General features: G+C 51.3%; 12 protein-coding genes and 2 rRNA genes. 8 read left to right on the top strand and 6 right to left on the bottom strand.

Annotated features, from left to right (window positions below; genetic code table 11):
- Nucleotides 1-125 precede the first annotated feature (125 nt).
- Nucleotides 126-1,460, top strand: coding sequence for an ATP-dependent RNA helicase SrmB (gene srmB / locus AACS80_RS06410; protein ID WP_000219193.1), 1,335 nt, complete (start codon nt 126-128; stop codon nt 1,458-1,460).
- Nucleotides 1,461-1,491: 31 nt separating this feature from the next.
- Here the strand turns inward: srmB and AACS80_RS06405 are convergent, their stop codons facing one another.
- Nucleotides 1,492-2,373 carry a LysR family transcriptional regulator gene (locus AACS80_RS06405; protein WP_135410270.1) on the bottom strand — a complete coding sequence of 294 codons (882 nt, stop codon included), beginning with the start codon at nt 2,371-2,373 and terminating at the stop codon, nt 1,492-1,494.
- Between the two features lie 102 nt (nt 2,374-2,475).
- On the opposite strand from AACS80_RS06405, the gene eamB reads away from it, so the two are divergent.
- The gene (gene eamB, locus AACS80_RS06400) at nt 2,476-3,063 is read left to right on the top strand and encodes a cysteine/O-acetylserine transporter (RefSeq protein WP_130214681.1); all 588 of its coding nucleotides are present in this window, start codon (nt 2,476-2,478) and stop codon (nt 3,061-3,063) included.
- A 55-nt stretch (nt 3,064-3,118) separates the two neighbouring features.
- Here the strand turns inward: eamB and grcA are convergent, their stop codons facing one another.
- A complete protein-coding gene (grcA, locus tag AACS80_RS06395; RefSeq protein WP_000627804.1) occupies nt 3,119-3,502 on the bottom strand; it encodes an autonomous glycyl radical cofactor GrcA in 384 nt (127 codons plus the stop codon).
- 304 nt (nt 3,503-3,806) lie between these two features.
- Here grcA and ung point away from each other — a divergent pair, with 304 nt between their 5' ends.
- Nucleotides 3,807-4,496, top strand: a complete 690-nt coding sequence (gene ung, locus AACS80_RS06390) for a uracil-DNA glycosylase (protein ID WP_130214686.1) — start codon at nt 3,807-3,809, stop codon at nt 4,494-4,496.
- A 47-nt stretch (nt 4,497-4,543) separates the two neighbouring features.
- Here ung and AACS80_RS06385 read toward each other — a convergent pair whose 3' ends face one another.
- On the bottom strand, nt 4,544-5,581 hold the full coding sequence (locus AACS80_RS06385; RefSeq protein ID WP_130207570.1) for a tRNA/rRNA methyltransferase: 1,038 nt from the start codon (nt 5,579-5,581) through the stop codon (nt 4,544-4,546).
- Between the two features lie 206 nt (nt 5,582-5,787).
- Here AACS80_RS06385 and trxC point away from each other — a divergent pair, with 206 nt between their 5' ends.
- The 5 genes from trxC to AACS80_RS06355 all read left to right on the top strand — a co-directional run bounded on the left by trxC (nt 5,788) and on the right by AACS80_RS06355 (nt 11,502).
- Entirely contained in the window at nt 5,788-6,207 is a 420-nt protein-coding gene (gene trxC / locus AACS80_RS06380) for a thioredoxin TrxC (RefSeq protein ID WP_001098726.1), read from the top strand.
- Nucleotides 6,208-6,275: 68 nt separating this feature from the next.
- Nucleotides 6,276-6,974 carry a tRNA-uridine aminocarboxypropyltransferase gene (gene tapT / locus AACS80_RS06375; protein ID WP_130207572.1) on the top strand — a complete coding sequence of 233 codons (699 nt, stop codon included), beginning with the start codon at nt 6,276-6,278 and terminating at the stop codon, nt 6,972-6,974.
- Between the two features lie 31 nt (nt 6,975-7,005).
- Nucleotides 7,006-9,666, top strand: a complete 2,661-nt coding sequence (gene patZ / locus AACS80_RS06370; protein WP_135410271.1) for a peptidyl-lysine N-acetyltransferase PatZ — start codon at nt 7,006-7,008, stop codon at nt 9,664-9,666.
- A gap of 113 nt (nt 9,667-9,779) precedes the next feature.
- Nucleotides 9,780-11,135, top strand: coding sequence for a CDP-diacylglycerol--serine O-phosphatidyltransferase (gene pssA / locus AACS80_RS06360; protein WP_135410272.1), 1,356 nt, complete (start codon nt 9,780-9,782; stop codon nt 11,133-11,135).
- 43 nt (nt 11,136-11,178) lie between these two features.
- Nucleotides 11,179-11,502: a YfiM family lipoprotein gene (locus AACS80_RS06355; protein ID WP_130207576.1), complete on the top strand. Its 324-nt coding sequence runs from the start codon at nt 11,179-11,181 to the stop codon at nt 11,500-11,502.
- Here the strand turns inward: AACS80_RS06355 and kgtP are convergent.
- From kgtP to AACS80_RS06340, 3 genes are all read right to left on the bottom strand, one after another.
- The gene (gene kgtP, locus AACS80_RS06350; protein ID WP_130222062.1) at nt 11,499-12,797 is read right to left on the bottom strand and encodes an alpha-ketoglutarate permease; all 1,299 of its coding nucleotides are present in this window, start codon (nt 12,795-12,797) and stop codon (nt 11,499-11,501) included. The genes AACS80_RS06355 and kgtP overlap by 4 nt on opposite strands.
- Nucleotides 12,798-13,052: 255 nt before the next feature.
- Nucleotides 13,053-13,168: ribosomal RNA gene (gene rrf, locus AACS80_RS06345) — 5S ribosomal RNA — on the bottom strand.
- Between the two features lie 96 nt (nt 13,169-13,264).
- Nucleotides 13,265-16,166 (bottom strand): 23S ribosomal RNA (locus AACS80_RS06340).
- Nucleotides 16,167-16,288 lie beyond the last annotated feature (122 nt).

Below are 16,288 nucleotides of genomic sequence, written 5' to 3'. Positions count from 1 at the left end.
AAAACCTTGCAGGAAAAACGGCGATAGCACCGGGTGAGAACAATACCCGAGAAGCGATATCCATACAAACAGATGAAGATTGCAGCCGTAACGTCTATAATCAGCGCCCCACACAGAGGTAGAACATGACTGTAACGACTTTTTCCGAACTTGAACTCGACGAAAGCCTGCTGGAAGCCCTCCAGGATAAAGGTTTCACTCGCCCGACCGCCATTCAGGCTGCCGCCATTCCGCCTGCGCTCGATGGCCGTGATGTACTCGGTTCTGCGCCGACAGGCACCGGTAAAACGGCGGCGTATCTGCTGCCAGCGTTGCAGCACCTGCTCGATTTCCCACGTAAGAAATCCGGTCCGCCGCGTATTTTGATCCTCACCCCGACTCGCGAACTGGCGATGCAGGTGGCCGATCATGCCCGCGAACTGGCGAAACATACGCATCTGGATATCGCCACCATCACTGGCGGCGTGGCCTATATGAACCACGCAGAAGTTTTCAGCGAAAACCAGGACATTGTGGTCGCCACGACCGGACGTCTGCTGCAATACATAAAAGAAGAGAACTTCGATTGCCGCGCAGTTGAAACGCTGATCCTCGACGAAGCTGACCGTATGCTGGATATGGGCTTCGCTCAGGATATCGAACATATTGCTGGCGAAACGCGCTGGCGTAAACAGACCCTGCTCTTTTCAGCAACGCTGGAAGGCGATGCGATTCAGGACTTTGCAGAGCGTCTGCTGGAAGATCCGGTGGAAGTTTCTGCGAATCCTTCCACTCGTGAGCGCAAAAAAATTCATCAGTGGTATTACCGCGCCGATGATCTTGAGCATAAAACCGCATTGCTGGTGCATCTGTTAAAACAGCCTGAAGCGACTCGCTCAATCGTATTTGTGCGTAAGCGTGAGCGTGTGCATGAGCTGGCAAACTGGCTGCGCGAAGCGGGCATCAACAACTGCTATCTCGAAGGTGAGATGGTACAAGGCAAGCGTAATGAAGCGATTAAACGCCTGACCGAAGGTCGCGTTAACGTGCTGGTTGCAACCGACGTTGCCGCACGCGGTATTGACATTCCGGATGTCAGCCACGTCTTTAACTTCGATATGCCGCGCAGTGGCGATACTTATTTGCACCGTATCGGTCGTACCGCTCGCGCCGGTCGTAAAGGCACCGCAATTTCGCTGGTGGAAGCTCATGACCATCTGCTGCTGGGCAAAGTTGGTCGCTATATTGAAGAGCCAATTAAAGCTCGCGTAATTGATGAGTTACGCCCGAAAACGCGTGCACCAAGCGAGAAACAGACTGGCAAGCCATCGAAGAAAGTACTGGCAAAACGCGCCGAGAAGAAAAAGGCTAAAGAGAAAGAGAAGCCGCGGGTGAAAAAACGCCATCGCGATACCAAAAATATTGGTAAGCGCCGTAAACCAAGCGGAACGGGCGTGCCACCGCAAACAACAGAAGAGTAATCATAATGCCGGGTTTAAGCCCGGCATTTTTTTATCCAGCCACAAAACACTCTTCAACACACTGAATAAAAGTGTACATCGCCGGGCTAACCGCTTTTCCGGCATGGTGTGCGCACATTGCTGTAATGGTCTGCGATGGCTCGCCAAAGGGCAATTCAATTAATTCACCGCTCGCAAGTTCTTTTGCCACCGCAAAGCGTGGCAGGTAGCTGACACCGATATTGGCCGCGACACAACGCTTGATGCTTTCGATACTTATAAGCTCTATGGTGTTTTCCACCGTGATCCGCTGCTGGCGAAGCGTGCTCTCAAATATCTGGCGGAAGATACATTGTGGTTCGTTGATAATAAAACTACAGGCGTTATGTCTTCCCGACTCAGTAAAATCGACATCTGCAATTTGCGGTGAAGCCACCAGCACCAGCGATTGTTCACCCAACTCACGTCGGTTCAGTGCATCATCATTCCCTACGCGATAAAAGATGCCGACATCGGCCTCATCATTCAGTAGTGCATCACGAATCACGTAACAGTTCAGTGACTGCAATGATAAACGCACTTTTGGTGCGCGTTGCCGAAAACGCTGCAACACCTCCGGCATACGGTAAGAGAGCAACGTTTCGCCCGAAACAACGCGCAGTTCTCCGTCCGGCTCCGACTCTTTTTTGGCAGCTACGCGAAGCGTATCCATTACTCTGGTGAGTTCATAGATGTGCGGCAGCAGCTTTTTGCCTTCGCGAGTGAGGCACATCCGTCGACCAATTTTCTCAAACAACTGGACCGAGAACTCCTGTTCAAGCTGCTGAATATGAAAAGTCACCGTCGACTGTGTGCAGCACAATTTTTGCGAAGCTCGCAAAAAAGAACCCTCTTCCACCACGGTTTTTAGGGTAATAAAACGGCGCAGATCCATAATCCCAAACCTATCGAAAATATCGAACTTAGAATGTGAAAACATTCATTTTTTTAAATGTTTTGTGTCGGGTACTGTCTACCAAAACAGAGGAGATAACAAGTGACGCCGACCCTTTTAAGTGCTTTTTGGACCTACACCCTGATTACTGCCCTCACGCCAGGACCAAACAATATTCTCGCCCTTAGTTCTGCAACGTCGCATGGGTTTCGTCAGAGTACCCGCGTACTGGCGGGGATGAGTCTGGGATTTTTAATCGTCATGCTACTGTGCGCGGGAATTTCGTTTTCACTGGCTGTTATTGACCCGGCGGCAGTGCATCTGTTGAGTTGGGCGGGGGCGGCATATATTGTCTGGCTGGCGTGGAAAATCGCTACCAGCCCAACAAAGGAAGACGGGCTTCAGGCAAAACCGATCAGCTTTTGGGCAAGCTTTGCGCTACAGTTTGTGAACGTCAAAATCATTTTGTACGGCATTACGGCACTATCGACGTTTGTCCTGCCGCAAACGCAGGCGTTAAGCTGGGTAGTTGGCGTCAGCGTTTTGCTGGCAATGATTGGGACGTTTGGCAATGTGTGCTGGGCGCTGGCGGGGCATCTGTTTCAGCGATTGTTTCGCCAGTATGGTCGCCAGTTAAATATCGTGCTGGCACTGTTGCTGGTTTATTGCGCGGTACGTATTTTCTATTAATGAAAAAAAACGGAAGAGGTCGCCCTCTTCCGCTTAGTAACTTGCTACTTAAGCCTTACAGGCTTTCAGTAAAGGTACGAGCGATAACGTCGCGCTGCTGTTCCGGAGTCAGAGAGTTAAAGCGAACTGCATAACCGGATACACGGATGGTCAGCTGCGGATATTTTTCCGGATGCTTAACTGCATCTTCCAGAGTTTCACGACGCAGAACGTTTACGTTCAGGTGCTGACCACCTTCTACGCGAACTTCTGGTTTAACTTCTACTGGAACTTCACGGTACTCAATGTCACCCAGTTTGCTTACTGCAACCACTTCGTCTTCTGCAAAACCTGCTTTCGCAACGATGCAACGCGCTTCGCCTTTTTCGCTGTCCAGCAGCCAGAAAGAGTTCAGCAGATCGTCGTTAGCGGCTTTAGTAATCTGGATACCTGTAATCATGTGATGCCTCCCCGGCAAAATTATTTGATTTGTTCAGCCTGTCGCGGCCAATTGGTAAAACCATTGTTGCTTGAGTGTATATATACTCCTCAAAGACCCCTGATTCTTTGATTTAAATCAATAAAAAACACAGATTAAGTGTAGCGACAAGTGGATTTTATTGTTTTACATCAACTTATGCGGGTGTGAAATTTTACCAATTTACATTTTTTTACAGTCGATTATGTCTAAAAAATGAGCTTGATTTTGTTCTGTAGAAAGAAGCAGTTAAGCTAGGCGGATTGAAGATTCGCAGGAGAGCGAGATGGCTAACGAATTAACCTGGCATGACGTGCTGGCTGAAGAGAAGCAACAACCCTATTTTCTTAATACCCTTCAGACCGTCGCCAGCGAGCGGCAATCCGGCATCACTATCTATCCGCCACAAAAAGATGTCTTTAACGCCTTTCGTTTTACCGAGTTAGGCGATGTCAAAGTCGTGATTCTCGGCCAGGATCCTTATCACGGCCCCGGACAGGCTCACGGCCTGGCGTTTTCTGTTCGCCCCGGTATCCCCACTCCGCCGTCATTACTGAATATGTATAAAGAGCTGGAAAATACTGTTCCAGGCTTTACCCGCCCGGCGCATGGCTATCTCGAAAGCTGGGCGCGTCAGGGCGTTCTGCTGCTCAATACCGTATTGACGGTACGCGCAGGTCAGGCGCATTCCCACGCCAGCCTCGGTTGGGAGACGTTTACTGATAAAGTCATCAGCCTGATTAATCAGCATCGCGAAGGCGTGGTGTTTTTGTTGTGGGGATCTCATGCGCAAAAGAAAGGGGCGATTATAGATAAGCAACGCCATCACGTACTGAAAGCACCGCATCCGTCACCGCTTTCTGCGCATCGTGGATTCTTTGGCTGTAACCATTTTGTGCTGGCAAATCAGTGGCTGGAACAACGTGGCGAGACGCCGATTGACTGGATGCCTGTATTACCGGCAGAGAGTGAGTAAATTTGCGGGAAAATGCCGGATGGCAGAGTTGCCACCCGGCTGATTTATCAGGCTTTATTCTGACGCCACCATTCGCCAAGCAGAACGCCAGTTGCGACAGAAATATTCAGTCCAGCAACGTTGCCAGTACCGTCAATCTTCACGCGTAAATCGTTCGGATCGCGTGCTGCATCCGGTAACCCTTCATATTCCTGCCCCAGCACCAGCACCATTTTTTCTGGCAGACTGGTTTTGAACAGCGGTTTACCTTGCTCGCTGGAAGTGGTCACCACGGTGTAGCCCGCCTGACGGAAATCATCCAACACGTCAACAATGTTGTCGCCAGTAATCGGCTGAACATGTTCTGCGCCGCCTTCTGCGGTACGAATAGCCGCCCCCGATTCCAGCAATGCCGCATCCTGCACCACAACGCCTTTCACGCCAAAGTGCGCACAGCTACGCATCATACCGCCCAGGTTATGCGGGTTAGATTCGTTTTCCAGCGCCAGTACACAATCCTGCGCACCAGCCTTGCTTACCCACTGCTGCACGGTTGTACCGTTACGCTTTTTGATCAGGAAGCACACGCCTCCGTGATGCTCCGTACCTGACGCCTTTGTCAGTTCAGCTTCATCCACCACATGGTACGCTTTGCGGTTTGCCGCCATCCAGCGCAATGCTTCTTTAAAACGTGGCGTTACGCTCTGGATAAACCAGGCGCGAACAATTGCTTCCGGACGGCTCTGGAACAGTGCCTGACATGCGTTTTCGCCGTAGACGCGGGTTTCTTCCGCACGCTGACGACGCAACACTTCCGGATCAATAAAACTTTTACCACTGATGCCACCGTGATCGGCCTTTTCCGGCGCATCATCACCAGGCGCGCGGGAAACTGTGCGCCACGGCGACTCTTCCCACTTGCGGTCACGGGGCTGACTCTGTTTGTCATCGCGGGCGGGGCGACGGCCACCGTCGGCACGAGATTTTCCTGGACGCCCGCCCCCTTTCCCGGTACGCGGGTTATGGGTACGTTTATCAGAATCATCATCACTGCGGACATACATCACTTTGACCTTGCCGCTTTTGCTTTTCATTTCATCGTTCATGCTTTTCTCCACCAGCGCTGCGCGAAGCGCGCAGATTACCCGAAGTGCGCGCGGTTCGCCATGATTTCGTTCCAAAGCCTACGTCTATCATACCCATTGAATAAAACAGATTGTTGTCTAGAACAATGTTCCCGATAATATGTAACATATTAGAAACATACCGGCGTCGTTGCCGATAAGTCTCCTTACTCATCCCGAGGTTAGTTATGAATACCGTTTGTACCCATTGTCAGGCCATCAATCGCATTCCCGACGATCGGATCGAAGATGCGGCAAAATGCGGACGCTGCGGTCACGACTTGTTTGACGGAGAGGTGATTAATGCGACCGGTGAAACGCTCGACAAATTGCTGAAAGATGATCTACCTGTGGTGATCGACTTCTGGGCGCCGTGGTGCGGCCCCTGCCGTAACTTCGCGCCAATTTTTGAAGATGTTGCGCAAGAGCGTAGCGGTAAAGTGCGCTTTGTGAAAGTGAATACCGAAGCTGAACGTGAATTAAGCAGCCGCTTTGGTATTCGCAGTATTCCGACGATCATGATTTTCAAAAATGGTCAGGTTGTCGACATGCTTAATGGCGCAGTACCGAAAGCGCCGTTCGACAGCTGGCTGAACGAATCTCTTTAATCTTACCGGGGCGCATCTTGTGCCCCGTTTTCTCCTCTGCGACAATGGCGTTTTTTCGACGCTCTCTTATGACCGAAAACGCTGTTCTCCAGTTACGCGCCAAACGCATTGCGCGCGCAACACGTCCTTTTCTTGCCCGCGGTAATCGCGTTCGTCGCTGCCAACGCTGTCTTTTGCCAGAGAAATTATGTCTCTGTTCGACAATTACCCCAGCGGAAGCAAAAAGTCGCTTCTGTTTGCTGATGTTCGACACTGAGCCAATGAAGCCAAGTAACACCGGGCGTCTGATTGCTGATATTTTACCTGATACCGTTGCGTTTCAATGGTCGCGTACCGAACCATCACAAGAACTGCTGGCTCTGGTGCAAAACCCGGATTATCAACCAATGGTGGTCTTTCCCGCCTCATATGCTGATGAGCACCGGGAAGTGATCTTCACCCCGCCTTCCGGTAAGCCACCGCTGTTTATCATGCTCGATGGTACCTGGCCGGAAGCGCGCAAGATGTTTCGTAAAAGTCCGTATCTGGATAATCTCCCCGTCATTTCCGTCGATCTTTCCCGGCTTTCTGCCTATCGCCTGCGTGAAGCCCAGGCTGAAGGCCAATATTGTACCGCTGAAGTGGCTATCGCACTTTTAGATATGGCGGGCGATACCAGGGCTGCGGCCAGCTTAGGCGAGCATTTCACTCGCTTTAAAACACGCTATCTGGCAGGAAAAACGCAACATCTGGGTAGTATCACAGCAGAACAGTTAGAAAGCGTTTAAAATCATTCGGTCACTTCTGCGGGAGACCGGTATGAGTCAGCGAGGACTGGAAGCACTACTGCGACCAAAATCGATTGCGGTAATTGGCGCATCGATGAAACCCAATCGCGCAGGTTACCTGATGATGCGTAACCTGCTGGCGGGAGGCTTTAACGGACCGGTGTTACCGGTGACGCCGGCCTGGAAAGCGGTACAAGGCGTACTGGCCTGGCCGGATATCGCCAGTCTGCCATTTACGCCCGACCTTGCTGTGCTGTGTACAAATGCCAGCCGCAATCTGGCGCTTCTGGAAGAACTCGGCGAAAAAGGCTGTAAAACCTGCATTATTCTTTCTGCCCCGGCATCGCAACACGAAGCTCTCCGAGCCTGCGCCCAGCGCCATAACATGCGCCTGCTTGGACCAAACAGTCTGGGATTACTGGCGCCGTGGCAAGGTCTGAATGCCAGCTTTTCGCCCGTACCAATTAAGCGCGGCAAGCTGGCGTTTATTTCGCAATCGGCTGCCGTCTCCAACACCATTCTCGACTGGGCGCAACAGCGTGAAATGGGCTTTTCGTATTTTATTGCGCTCGGCGATAGCCTGGATATCGACGTTGATGAATTGCTCGACTATCTGGCGCGTGACAGTAAAACCAGCGCCATCCTGCTCTACCTCGAACAATTAAGCGACGCGCGGCGCTTTGTTTCGGCGGCCCGTAGCGCCTCGCGTAATAAACCGATTCTGGTAATTAAAAGCGGACGTAGCCCGGCAGCACAGCGACTGCTCAACACGACGGCAGGAATGGACCCGGCATGGGATGCGGCTATTCAGCGTGCCGGTTTATTACGAGTGCAGGACACTCACGAACTGTTTTCGGCAGTGGAAACCCTTAGCCATATGCGCCCATTGCGTGGCGACCGACTGATGATTATCAGCAACGGTGCAGCGCCAGCTGCGCTGGCGCTGGATGCCTTATGGTCACGCAATGGCAAGCTGGCAACGCTAAACGAAGAAACCTGCCAGAAACTACGTGATGCGCTGCCAGAACATGTAGTAATCTCTAACCCGCTCGATCTGCGCGATGACGCCAGCAGTGAGCACTATATTAAAACGCTGGATATTCTGCTCCACAGCCAGGATTTTGATGCGCTGATGGTTATTCATTCGCCCAGTGCCGCGGCTCCCGCCACAGAAAGCGCACTGGCATTAATTGAAGCGGTAAAACATCACCCTCGCAGCAAGTATGTCTCTCTGCTGACGAACTGGTGCGGCGAACACTCCTCGCAAGAGGCGCGACGTTTATTCAGCGAAGCCGGGCTGCCGACCTACCGCACTCCGGAAGGAACCATCACCGCTTTTATGCATATGGTGGAGTACCGACGTAACCAGAAGCAACTACGCGAAACGCCGGCACTGCCCAGCAATCTGACCTCTAATACCGCAGAAGCGCATCTTCTGTTGCAACAGGCGATTGCCGAAGGAGCAACGTCGCTCGATACCCATGAAGTTCAGCCCATCCTGCAAGCGTATGGCATGAACACGCTTCCCACCTGGATTGCCAGCGACAGCACCGAAGCGGTGCATATTGCTGAACAGATTGGTTATCCGGTGGCACTGAAATTGCGTTCGCCGGATATTCCACATAAATCGGAAGTTCAGGGCGTCATGCTCTACCTGCGTACAGCCAATGAAGTCCAGCAAGCCGCGAACGCTATTTTCGATCGCGTAAAAATGGCCTGGCCGCAGGCGCGGATCCACGGTCTGCTGGTGCAAAGTATGGCTAACCGTGCTGGCGCTCAGGAGTTGCGGGTTGTGGTTGAGCACGATCCGGTTTTTGGGCCGTTGATCATGCTGGGTGAGGGAGGTGTGGAGTGGCGTCCTGAAGATCAAGCCGTCGTCGCACTGCCGCCGCTGAACATGAACCTGGCCCGTTATCTGGTCATTCAGGGGATCAAAAGTAAAAAGATTCGTGCGCGCAGTGCGCTACGCCCATTGGATGTTGCAGGCTTGAGCCAGCTTCTGGTGCAGGTTTCCAACTTGATTGTCGATTGCCCGGAAATTCAGCGTCTGGATATTCATCCTTTGCTGGCTTCTGGCAGTGAATTTACCGCGCTGGATGTCACGCTGGATATCGCGCCGTTTGAAGGCGATAACGAGAGTCGGCTGGCAGTGCGCCCTTATCCGCATCAGCTGGAAGAATGGGTAGAATTGAAAAACGGTGAACGCTGCTTGTTCCGCCCGATTTTGCCAGAAGATGAGCCACAACTTCAGCAATTCATTTCGCGAGTCACCAAAGAAGATCTTTATTACCGCTACTTTAGCGAGATCAACGAATTTACCCATGAAGATTTAGCCAACATGACGCAGATCGACTACGATCGGGAAATGGCGTTTGTAGCGGTACGACGTATTGATCAAACGGAAGAGATTCTCGGCGTCACGCGTGCGATCTCCGACCCTGATAACATCGATGCCGAATTTGCCGTGCTGGTTCGCTCGGATCTCAAAGGGTTAGGCTTAGGTCGACGCTTAATGGAAAAGTTGATTACCTATACGCGAGATCACGGACTACAACGTCTGAATGGTATTACGATGCCAAACAATCGTGGCATGGTGGCGCTGGCCCGCAAGCTCGGGTTTAACGTTGATATCCAGCTCGAAGAGGGGATCGTTGGGCTTACGCTAAATCTTGCCCAGCGCGAGGAATCATGAGTAAGGTACTGGAAATGTTGACCACTTAATCGGGACTGGTGTTATTATTGCCCGCTTATGTCGTCTGCATTGCACAGAGGACCCTTCAATGAACAGAGAAGAAATGCACTGTGATGTTGTCAAAATTTAAGCGTAATAAACATCAACAACACCTTGCCCAACTACCCAAGATTTCTCAATCAGTTGATGATGTCGATTTCTTTTACGCTCCCGCCGACTTCCGGGAGACGCTGCTGGAAAAAATCGCCAGCGCGAAGCAGCGCATTTGCATTGTCGCCCTGTATCTCGAACAGGATGACGGTGGCAAAGGCATTCTGAACGCGTTGTATGAGGCTAAAAGGCAGCGTCCGGAACTGGATGTACGGGTGCTGGTCGACTGGCATCGTGCGCAACGTGGACGCATTGGCGCTGCGGCATCTAACACTAATGCTGACTGGTACTGCCGCATGGCGCAGGAAAATCCGGGCGTAGATGTTCCGGTTTATGGTGTACCCATCAATACCCGTGAAGCCCTGGGCGTTCTGCATTTTAAAGGCTTTATCATCGACGATAGCGTACTTTACAGCGGTGCCAGCCTGAACGATGTTTATCTGCATCAGCACGATAAATACCGCTACGACCGTTACCATCTGATTCGTAACCGCAAGATGTCAGACATTATGTTTGAATGGGTTACGCAGAATATTATGAATGGTCGCGGTGTTAACCGTCTGGATGATGAACATCGCCCAAAAAGCCCGGAAATCAAGAACGACATTCGCCTGTTCCGCCAGGAGCTGCGCGATGCCGCTTATCATTTTCAGGGAGATGCCGACAACGATCAGCTTTCCGTAACGCCGCTAGTGGGGCTGGGGAAATCGAGTCTGTTGAACAAGACCATTTTCCATCTGATGCCCTGTGCAGAACAGAAACTGACTATCTGTACGCCATACTTCAACCTGCCGGCAATCCTGGTGCGCAATATCATCCAGCTGCTGCGTGAAGGGAAAAAGGTCGAAATTATCGTTGGTGATAAAACCGCGAATGACTTCTATATTCCGGAAGATGAGCCATTCAAGATAATTGGCGCGTTGCCTTATCTTTATGAGATTAATTTGCGTCGCTTCCTGAGTCGTTTGCAGTATTACGTCAATACTGACCAGTTAGTGGTCCGTTTGTGGAAAGATGACGATAATACTTATCACCTGAAAGGAATGTGGGTTGATGATAAGTGGATGCTGATAACCGGTAATAACCTGAACCCACGCGCCTGGCGTCTGGATCTGGAAAACGCCATTTTGATCCACGATCCACAACTGGAGCTTGCGCCGCAGCGTGAAAAAGAACTGGCTCTGATCCGCGAGCATACCACCATTGTTAAGCACTACCGCGATCTGCAAAGTATTGCCGATTACCCGGTAAAAGTTCGCAAACTTATCCGCCGTTTGCGCCGCATCCGCATCGACCGATTAATTAGCCGTATCCTGTAATCTGAACCCCGTCCTGTACGGGGTTTGTTTTTTGGAGGCCGCGTTGCGTATTCTTTTTGTCTGTTCGCTATTGTTACTTTCTGGATGCAGCCATATGGCTAACGATAGCTGGAGCGGGCAGGATAAAGCTCAACACTTTATCGCCTCGGCGATGCTTTCCGCCGCAGGAAATGAATACGCGCAACATCAGGGGATGAGCCGCGACCGCAGCGCGATGTTCGGGCTGGTGTTCTCTGTAGGGCTGGGAGTGTCAAAAGAGCTTTGGGATAGCCGCCCTGAGGGGAGCGGCTGGAGCTGGAAGGATTTTGCCTGGGATATAGCCGGTGCAACTACCGGCTATACCGTCTGGCAAATAGCGCATCACTAAAGACGCATCCCCTTCCCTTTGCGGTGCAGCATCAAAGAAACCAGAAACGCTACCACGGCCATCAATGTCACATACCAGAAAAATGCCGTTTCCATTCCTATCGATTTCAGCGACAACGCTACGTACTCCGCCGAACCACCAAATATAGCATTGGCGACCGCATATGACAGACCAACACCTAATGCGCGAACCTGCGCCGGGAACATCTCAGCCTTCAGTATTCCACTGATTGATGTATAAAAACTCACTATCAGCAGGGCGCACATCACCAGACCAAAAGCGGCATAAGGAGAGGAGACGTTCTGCAATGCTGATAGTATGGGGACGGTAAAAATAGCGGCCAAAGAGCCAAAGCATAACATTGAGGTTCGGCGTCCAATCTTATCTGACAGCGCGCCAATGAACGGTTGAATGAGCATAAATACAAACAATGCCGCAGTCATAATGCCGCTTGCTACGTTAGCGTGCATTCCCGCAGTATTCACCAGATATTTCTGCATATAGGTGGTAAAGGTATAGAAACAAAGAGAACCCGCAGCAGTGAAGCCGAGAACCATGATGAATGCACGGCGATTGCGCCATAATCCTTTCATTGACCCCGCTTCTTTTAACGCTCGCGTCTCTTGTTGTGAAGTTTCATCTAACTGACGACGTAACCACAATGCCACAACGGCTAACACCGCTCCTAACGCAAAAGGAATGCGCCATCCCCACTCTCTAAGAGCAGAATCTTCCATAGTATGTTGTAGAACAACCACCACCAGTAAGGCCAGCAACTGACCGCCAATTAGCGTGACGTACTGGAACGAAGCATAGAACCCTTTGCGCCCTTCGACAGCAACTTCACTCATATAGGTGGCGCTGGTGCCATATTCTCCACCAACGGATAATCCCTGGAATAAACGCGCGAGAAGCAATAATGCCGGAGCCCAGGTACCGATAGTTTCATAACCAGGGAGGCAGGCAATAACCAGAGATCCGAAACACATCATACACACCGATAACAGCATTGATTTTTTACGACCATGTTTATCGGCTATGCGTCCAAATAGCCAGCCACCGATTGGACGCATCAGAAAGCCCGCAGCAAAAACACCGGCTGTTTGCAGTAATTGAGTGGTAGTGTTACCAGAAGGGAAGAAAATGTGGGCAAAGTAGAGGGAACAGAATGAGTAGACATAAAAATCGAACCACTCGACCAGATTACCTGAAGAGGCCCCTACTATTGCCCAGATGCGGCGACGAGTATCACTACTTGTCAGTTTGCCGTCTGCCGTTACAGTGCTTTCTGCCATGCCAATATTTCTCCTGCCATAATCCGATGCTTTTGTCGGCCAATGTTGTTTATTATTTAGTAAGACAAATGTTATACATTTGTTACTGATATTTATGCAACCATAACTGCGAATTTAGTTAGCAAGGGAATGATAGGGTTTTTATTTCTTAGTCAGAACCACATCAGGTGGTTTTTACTGCCTACGCTATTCAGGACGGACGACAGATAAAACAAAAGGCCCAGTCTTCCGACTGAGCCTTTCGTTTTATTTGATGCCTGGCAGTTCCCTACTCTCGCATGGGGAGACCCCACACTACCATCGGCGCTACGGCGTTTCACTTCTGAGTTCGGCATGGGGTCAGGTGGGACCACCGCGCTACGGCCGCCAGGCAAATTCTGTTTATTAACCCGCTTATCGCCGGTTAATTTAATCTGTTATCAAGCTGAAAATCTTCTCTCAATCCGCCAAAACATCTTCGGCGTTGTAAGGTTAAGCCTCACGGTTCATTAGTACCGGTTAGCTCAACGCATCGCTGCGCTTACACACCCGGCCTATCAACGTCGTCGTCTTCAACGTTCCTTCAGGAGACTCAAAGTCTCAGGGAGAACTCATCTCGGGGCAAGTTTCGTGCTTAGATGCTTTCAGCACTTATCTCTTCCGCATTTAGCTACCGGGCAGTGCCATTGGCATGACAACCCGAACACCAGTGATGCGTCCACTCCGGTCCTCTCGTACTAGGAGCAGCCCCCCTCAGTTCTCCAGCGCCCACGGCAGATAGGGACCGAACTGTCTCACGACGTTCTAAACCCAGCTCGCGTACCACTTTAAATGGCGAACAGCCATACCCTTGGGACCTACTTCAGCCCCAGGATGTGATGAGCCGACATCGAGGTGCCAAACACCGCCGTCGATATGAACTCTTGGGCGGTATCAGCCTGTTATCCCCGGAGTACCTTTTATCCGTTGAGCGATGGCCCTTCCATTCAGAACCACCGGATCACTATGACCTGCTTTCGCACCTGCTCGCGCCGTCACGCTCGCAGTCAAGCTGGCTTATGCCATTGCACTAACCTCCTGATGTCCGACCAGGATTAGCCAACCTTCGTGCTCCTCCGTTACTCTTTAGGAGGAGACCGCCCCAGTCAAACTACCCACCAGACACTGTCCGCAACCCCGATTAGGGGTCTACGTTAGAACATCAAACATTAAAGGGTGGTATTTCAAGGTCGGCTCCATGCAGACTGGCGTCCACACTTCAAAGCCTCCCACCTATCCTACACATCAAGGCTCAATGTTCAGTGTCAAGCTATAGTAAAGGTTCACGGGGTCTTTCCGTCTTGCCGCGGGTACACTGCATCTTCACAGCGAGTTCAATTTCACTGAGTCTCGGGTGGAGACAGCCTGGCCATCATTACGCCATTCGTGCAGGTCGGAACTTACCCGACAAGGAATTTCGCTACCTTAGGACCGTTATAGTTACGGCCGCCGTTTACCGGGGCTTCGATCAAGAGCTTCGCTTGCGCTGACCCCATCAATTAACCTTCCGGCACCGGGCAGGCGTCACACCGTATACGTCCACTTTCGTGTTTGCACAGTGCTGTGTTTTTAATAAACAGTTGCAGCCAGCTGGTATCTTCGACTGATTTCAGCTCCACGAGCAAGTCGCTTCACCTACATATCAGCGTGCCTTCTCCCGAAGTTACGGCACCATTTTGCCTAGTTCCTTCACCCGAGTTCTCTCAAGCGCCTTGGTATTCTCTACCTGACCACCTGTGTCGGTTTGGGGTACGATTTGATGTTACCTGATGCTTAGAGGCTTTTCCTGGAAGCAGGGCATTTGTTGCTTCAGCACCGTAGTGCCTCGTCATCACGCCTCAGCCTTGATTTTCCGGATTTGCCTGGAAAACCAGCCTACACGCTTAAACCGGGACAACCGTCGCCCGGCCAACATAGCCTTCTCCGTCCCCCCTTCGCAGTAACACCAAGTACAGGAATATTAACCTGTTTCCCATCGACTACGCCTTTCGGCCTCGCCTTAGGGGTCGACTCACCCTGCCCCGATTAACGTTGGACAGGAACCCTTGGTCTTCCGGCGAGCGGGCTTTTCACCCGCTTTATCGTTACTTATGTCAGCATTCGCACTTCTGATACCTCCAGCATGCCTCACAGCACACCTTCACAGGCTTACAGAACGCTCCCCTACCCAACAACACATAGTGTCGCTGCCGCAGCTTCGGTGCATGGTTTAGCCCCGTTACATCTTCCGCGCAGGCCGACTCGACCAGTGAGCTATTACGCTTTCTTTAAATGATGGCTGCTTCTAAGCCAACATCCTGGCTGTCTGGGCCTTCCCACATCGTTTCCCACTTAACCATGACTTTGGGACCTTAGCTGGCGGTCTGGGTTGTTTCCCTCTTCACGACGGACGTTAGCACCCGCCGTGTGTCTCCCGTGATAACATTCTCCGGTATTCGCAGTTTGCATCGGGTTGGTAAGTCGGGATGACCCCCTTGCCGAAACAGTGCTCTACCCCCGGAGATGAATTCACGAGGCGCTACCTAAATAGCTTTCGGGGAGAACCAGCTATCTCCCGGTTTGATTGGCCTTTCACCCCCAGCCACAAGTCATCCGCTAATTTTTCAACATTAGTCGGTTCGGTCCTCCAGTTAGTGTTACCCAACCTTCAACCTGCCCATGGCTAGATCACCGGGTTTCGGGTCTATACCCTGCAACTTAACGCCCAGTTAAGACTCGGTTTCCCTTCGGCTCCCCTATTCGGTTAACCTTGCTACAGAATATAAGTCGCTGACCCATTATACAAAAGGTACGCAGTCACCCCATAAAGAGGCTCCCACTGCTTGTACGTACACGGTTTCAGGTTCTTTTTCACTCCCCTCGCCGGGGTTCTTTTCGCCTTTCCCTCACGGTACTGGTTCACTATCGGTCAGTCAGGAGTATTTAGCCTTGGAGGATGGTCCCCCCATATTCAGACAGGATACCACGTGTCCCGCCCTACTCATCGAGCTCACAGCATGTGCATTTTTGTGTACGGGGCTGTCACCCTGTATCGCACGCCTTTCCAGACGCTTCCACTAACACACACACTGATTCAGGCTCTGGGCTGCTCCCCGTTCGCTCGCCGCTACTGGGGGAATCTCGGTTGATTTCTTTTCCTCGGGGTACTTAGATGTTTCAGTTCCCCCGGTTCGCCTCATTAACCTATGGATTCAGTTAATGATAGTGTGACGAATCACACTGGGTTTCCCCATTCGGAAATCGCCGGTTATAACGGTTCATATCACCTTACCGACGCTTATCGCAGATTAGCACGTCCTTCATCGCCTCTGACTGCCAGGGCATCCACCGTGTACGCTTAGTCGCTTAACCTCACAACCCGAAGATGTTTCTTTCGATTCATCATCGTGTTGCGAAAATTTGAGAGACTCACGAACAACTTTCGTTGTTCAGTGTTTCAATTTTCAGCTTGATCCAGATTTTTAAAGAGCAAA

The organism is Escherichia sp. E4385, assembly GCF_963883145.1.
GTDB lineage: Bacteria > Pseudomonadota > Gammaproteobacteria > Enterobacterales > Enterobacteriaceae > Escherichia.
This window is presented reverse-complemented; position numbering and strand designations above follow the sequence as displayed.

Coding starts and splice junctions, on each gene's coding strand:
- ung (WP_130214686.1), top strand. CDS start 3,807: ATGGCTAACGAATTAACCTGGCATGACGTGCTGGCTGAAGAGAAGCAA.
- kgtP (WP_130222062.1), bottom strand. CDS start 12,797: ATGGCAGAAAGCACTGTAACGGCAGACGGCAAACTGACAAGTAGTGAT.
- trxC (WP_001098726.1), top strand. CDS start 5,788: ATGAATACCGTTTGTACCCATTGTCAGGCCATCAATCGCATTCCCGAC.
- patZ (WP_135410271.1), top strand. CDS start 7,006: ATGAGTCAGCGAGGACTGGAAGCACTACTGCGACCAAAATCGATTGCG.
- AACS80_RS06385 (WP_130207570.1), bottom strand. CDS start 5,581: ATGAACGATGAAATGAAAAGCAAAAGCGGCAAGGTCAAAGTGATGTAT.
- grcA (WP_000627804.1), bottom strand. CDS start 3,502: ATGATTACAGGTATCCAGATTACTAAAGCCGCTAACGACGATCTGCTG.
- srmB (WP_000219193.1), top strand. CDS start 126: ATGACTGTAACGACTTTTTCCGAACTTGAACTCGACGAAAGCCTGCTG.
- AACS80_RS06405 (WP_135410270.1), bottom strand. CDS start 2,373: ATGGATCTGCGCCGTTTTATTACCCTAAAAACCGTGGTGGAAGAGGGT.
- pssA (WP_135410272.1), top strand. CDS start 9,780: ATGTTGTCAAAATTTAAGCGTAATAAACATCAACAACACCTTGCCCAA.
- tapT (WP_130207572.1), top strand. CDS start 6,276: ATGACCGAAAACGCTGTTCTCCAGTTACGCGCCAAACGCATTGCGCGC.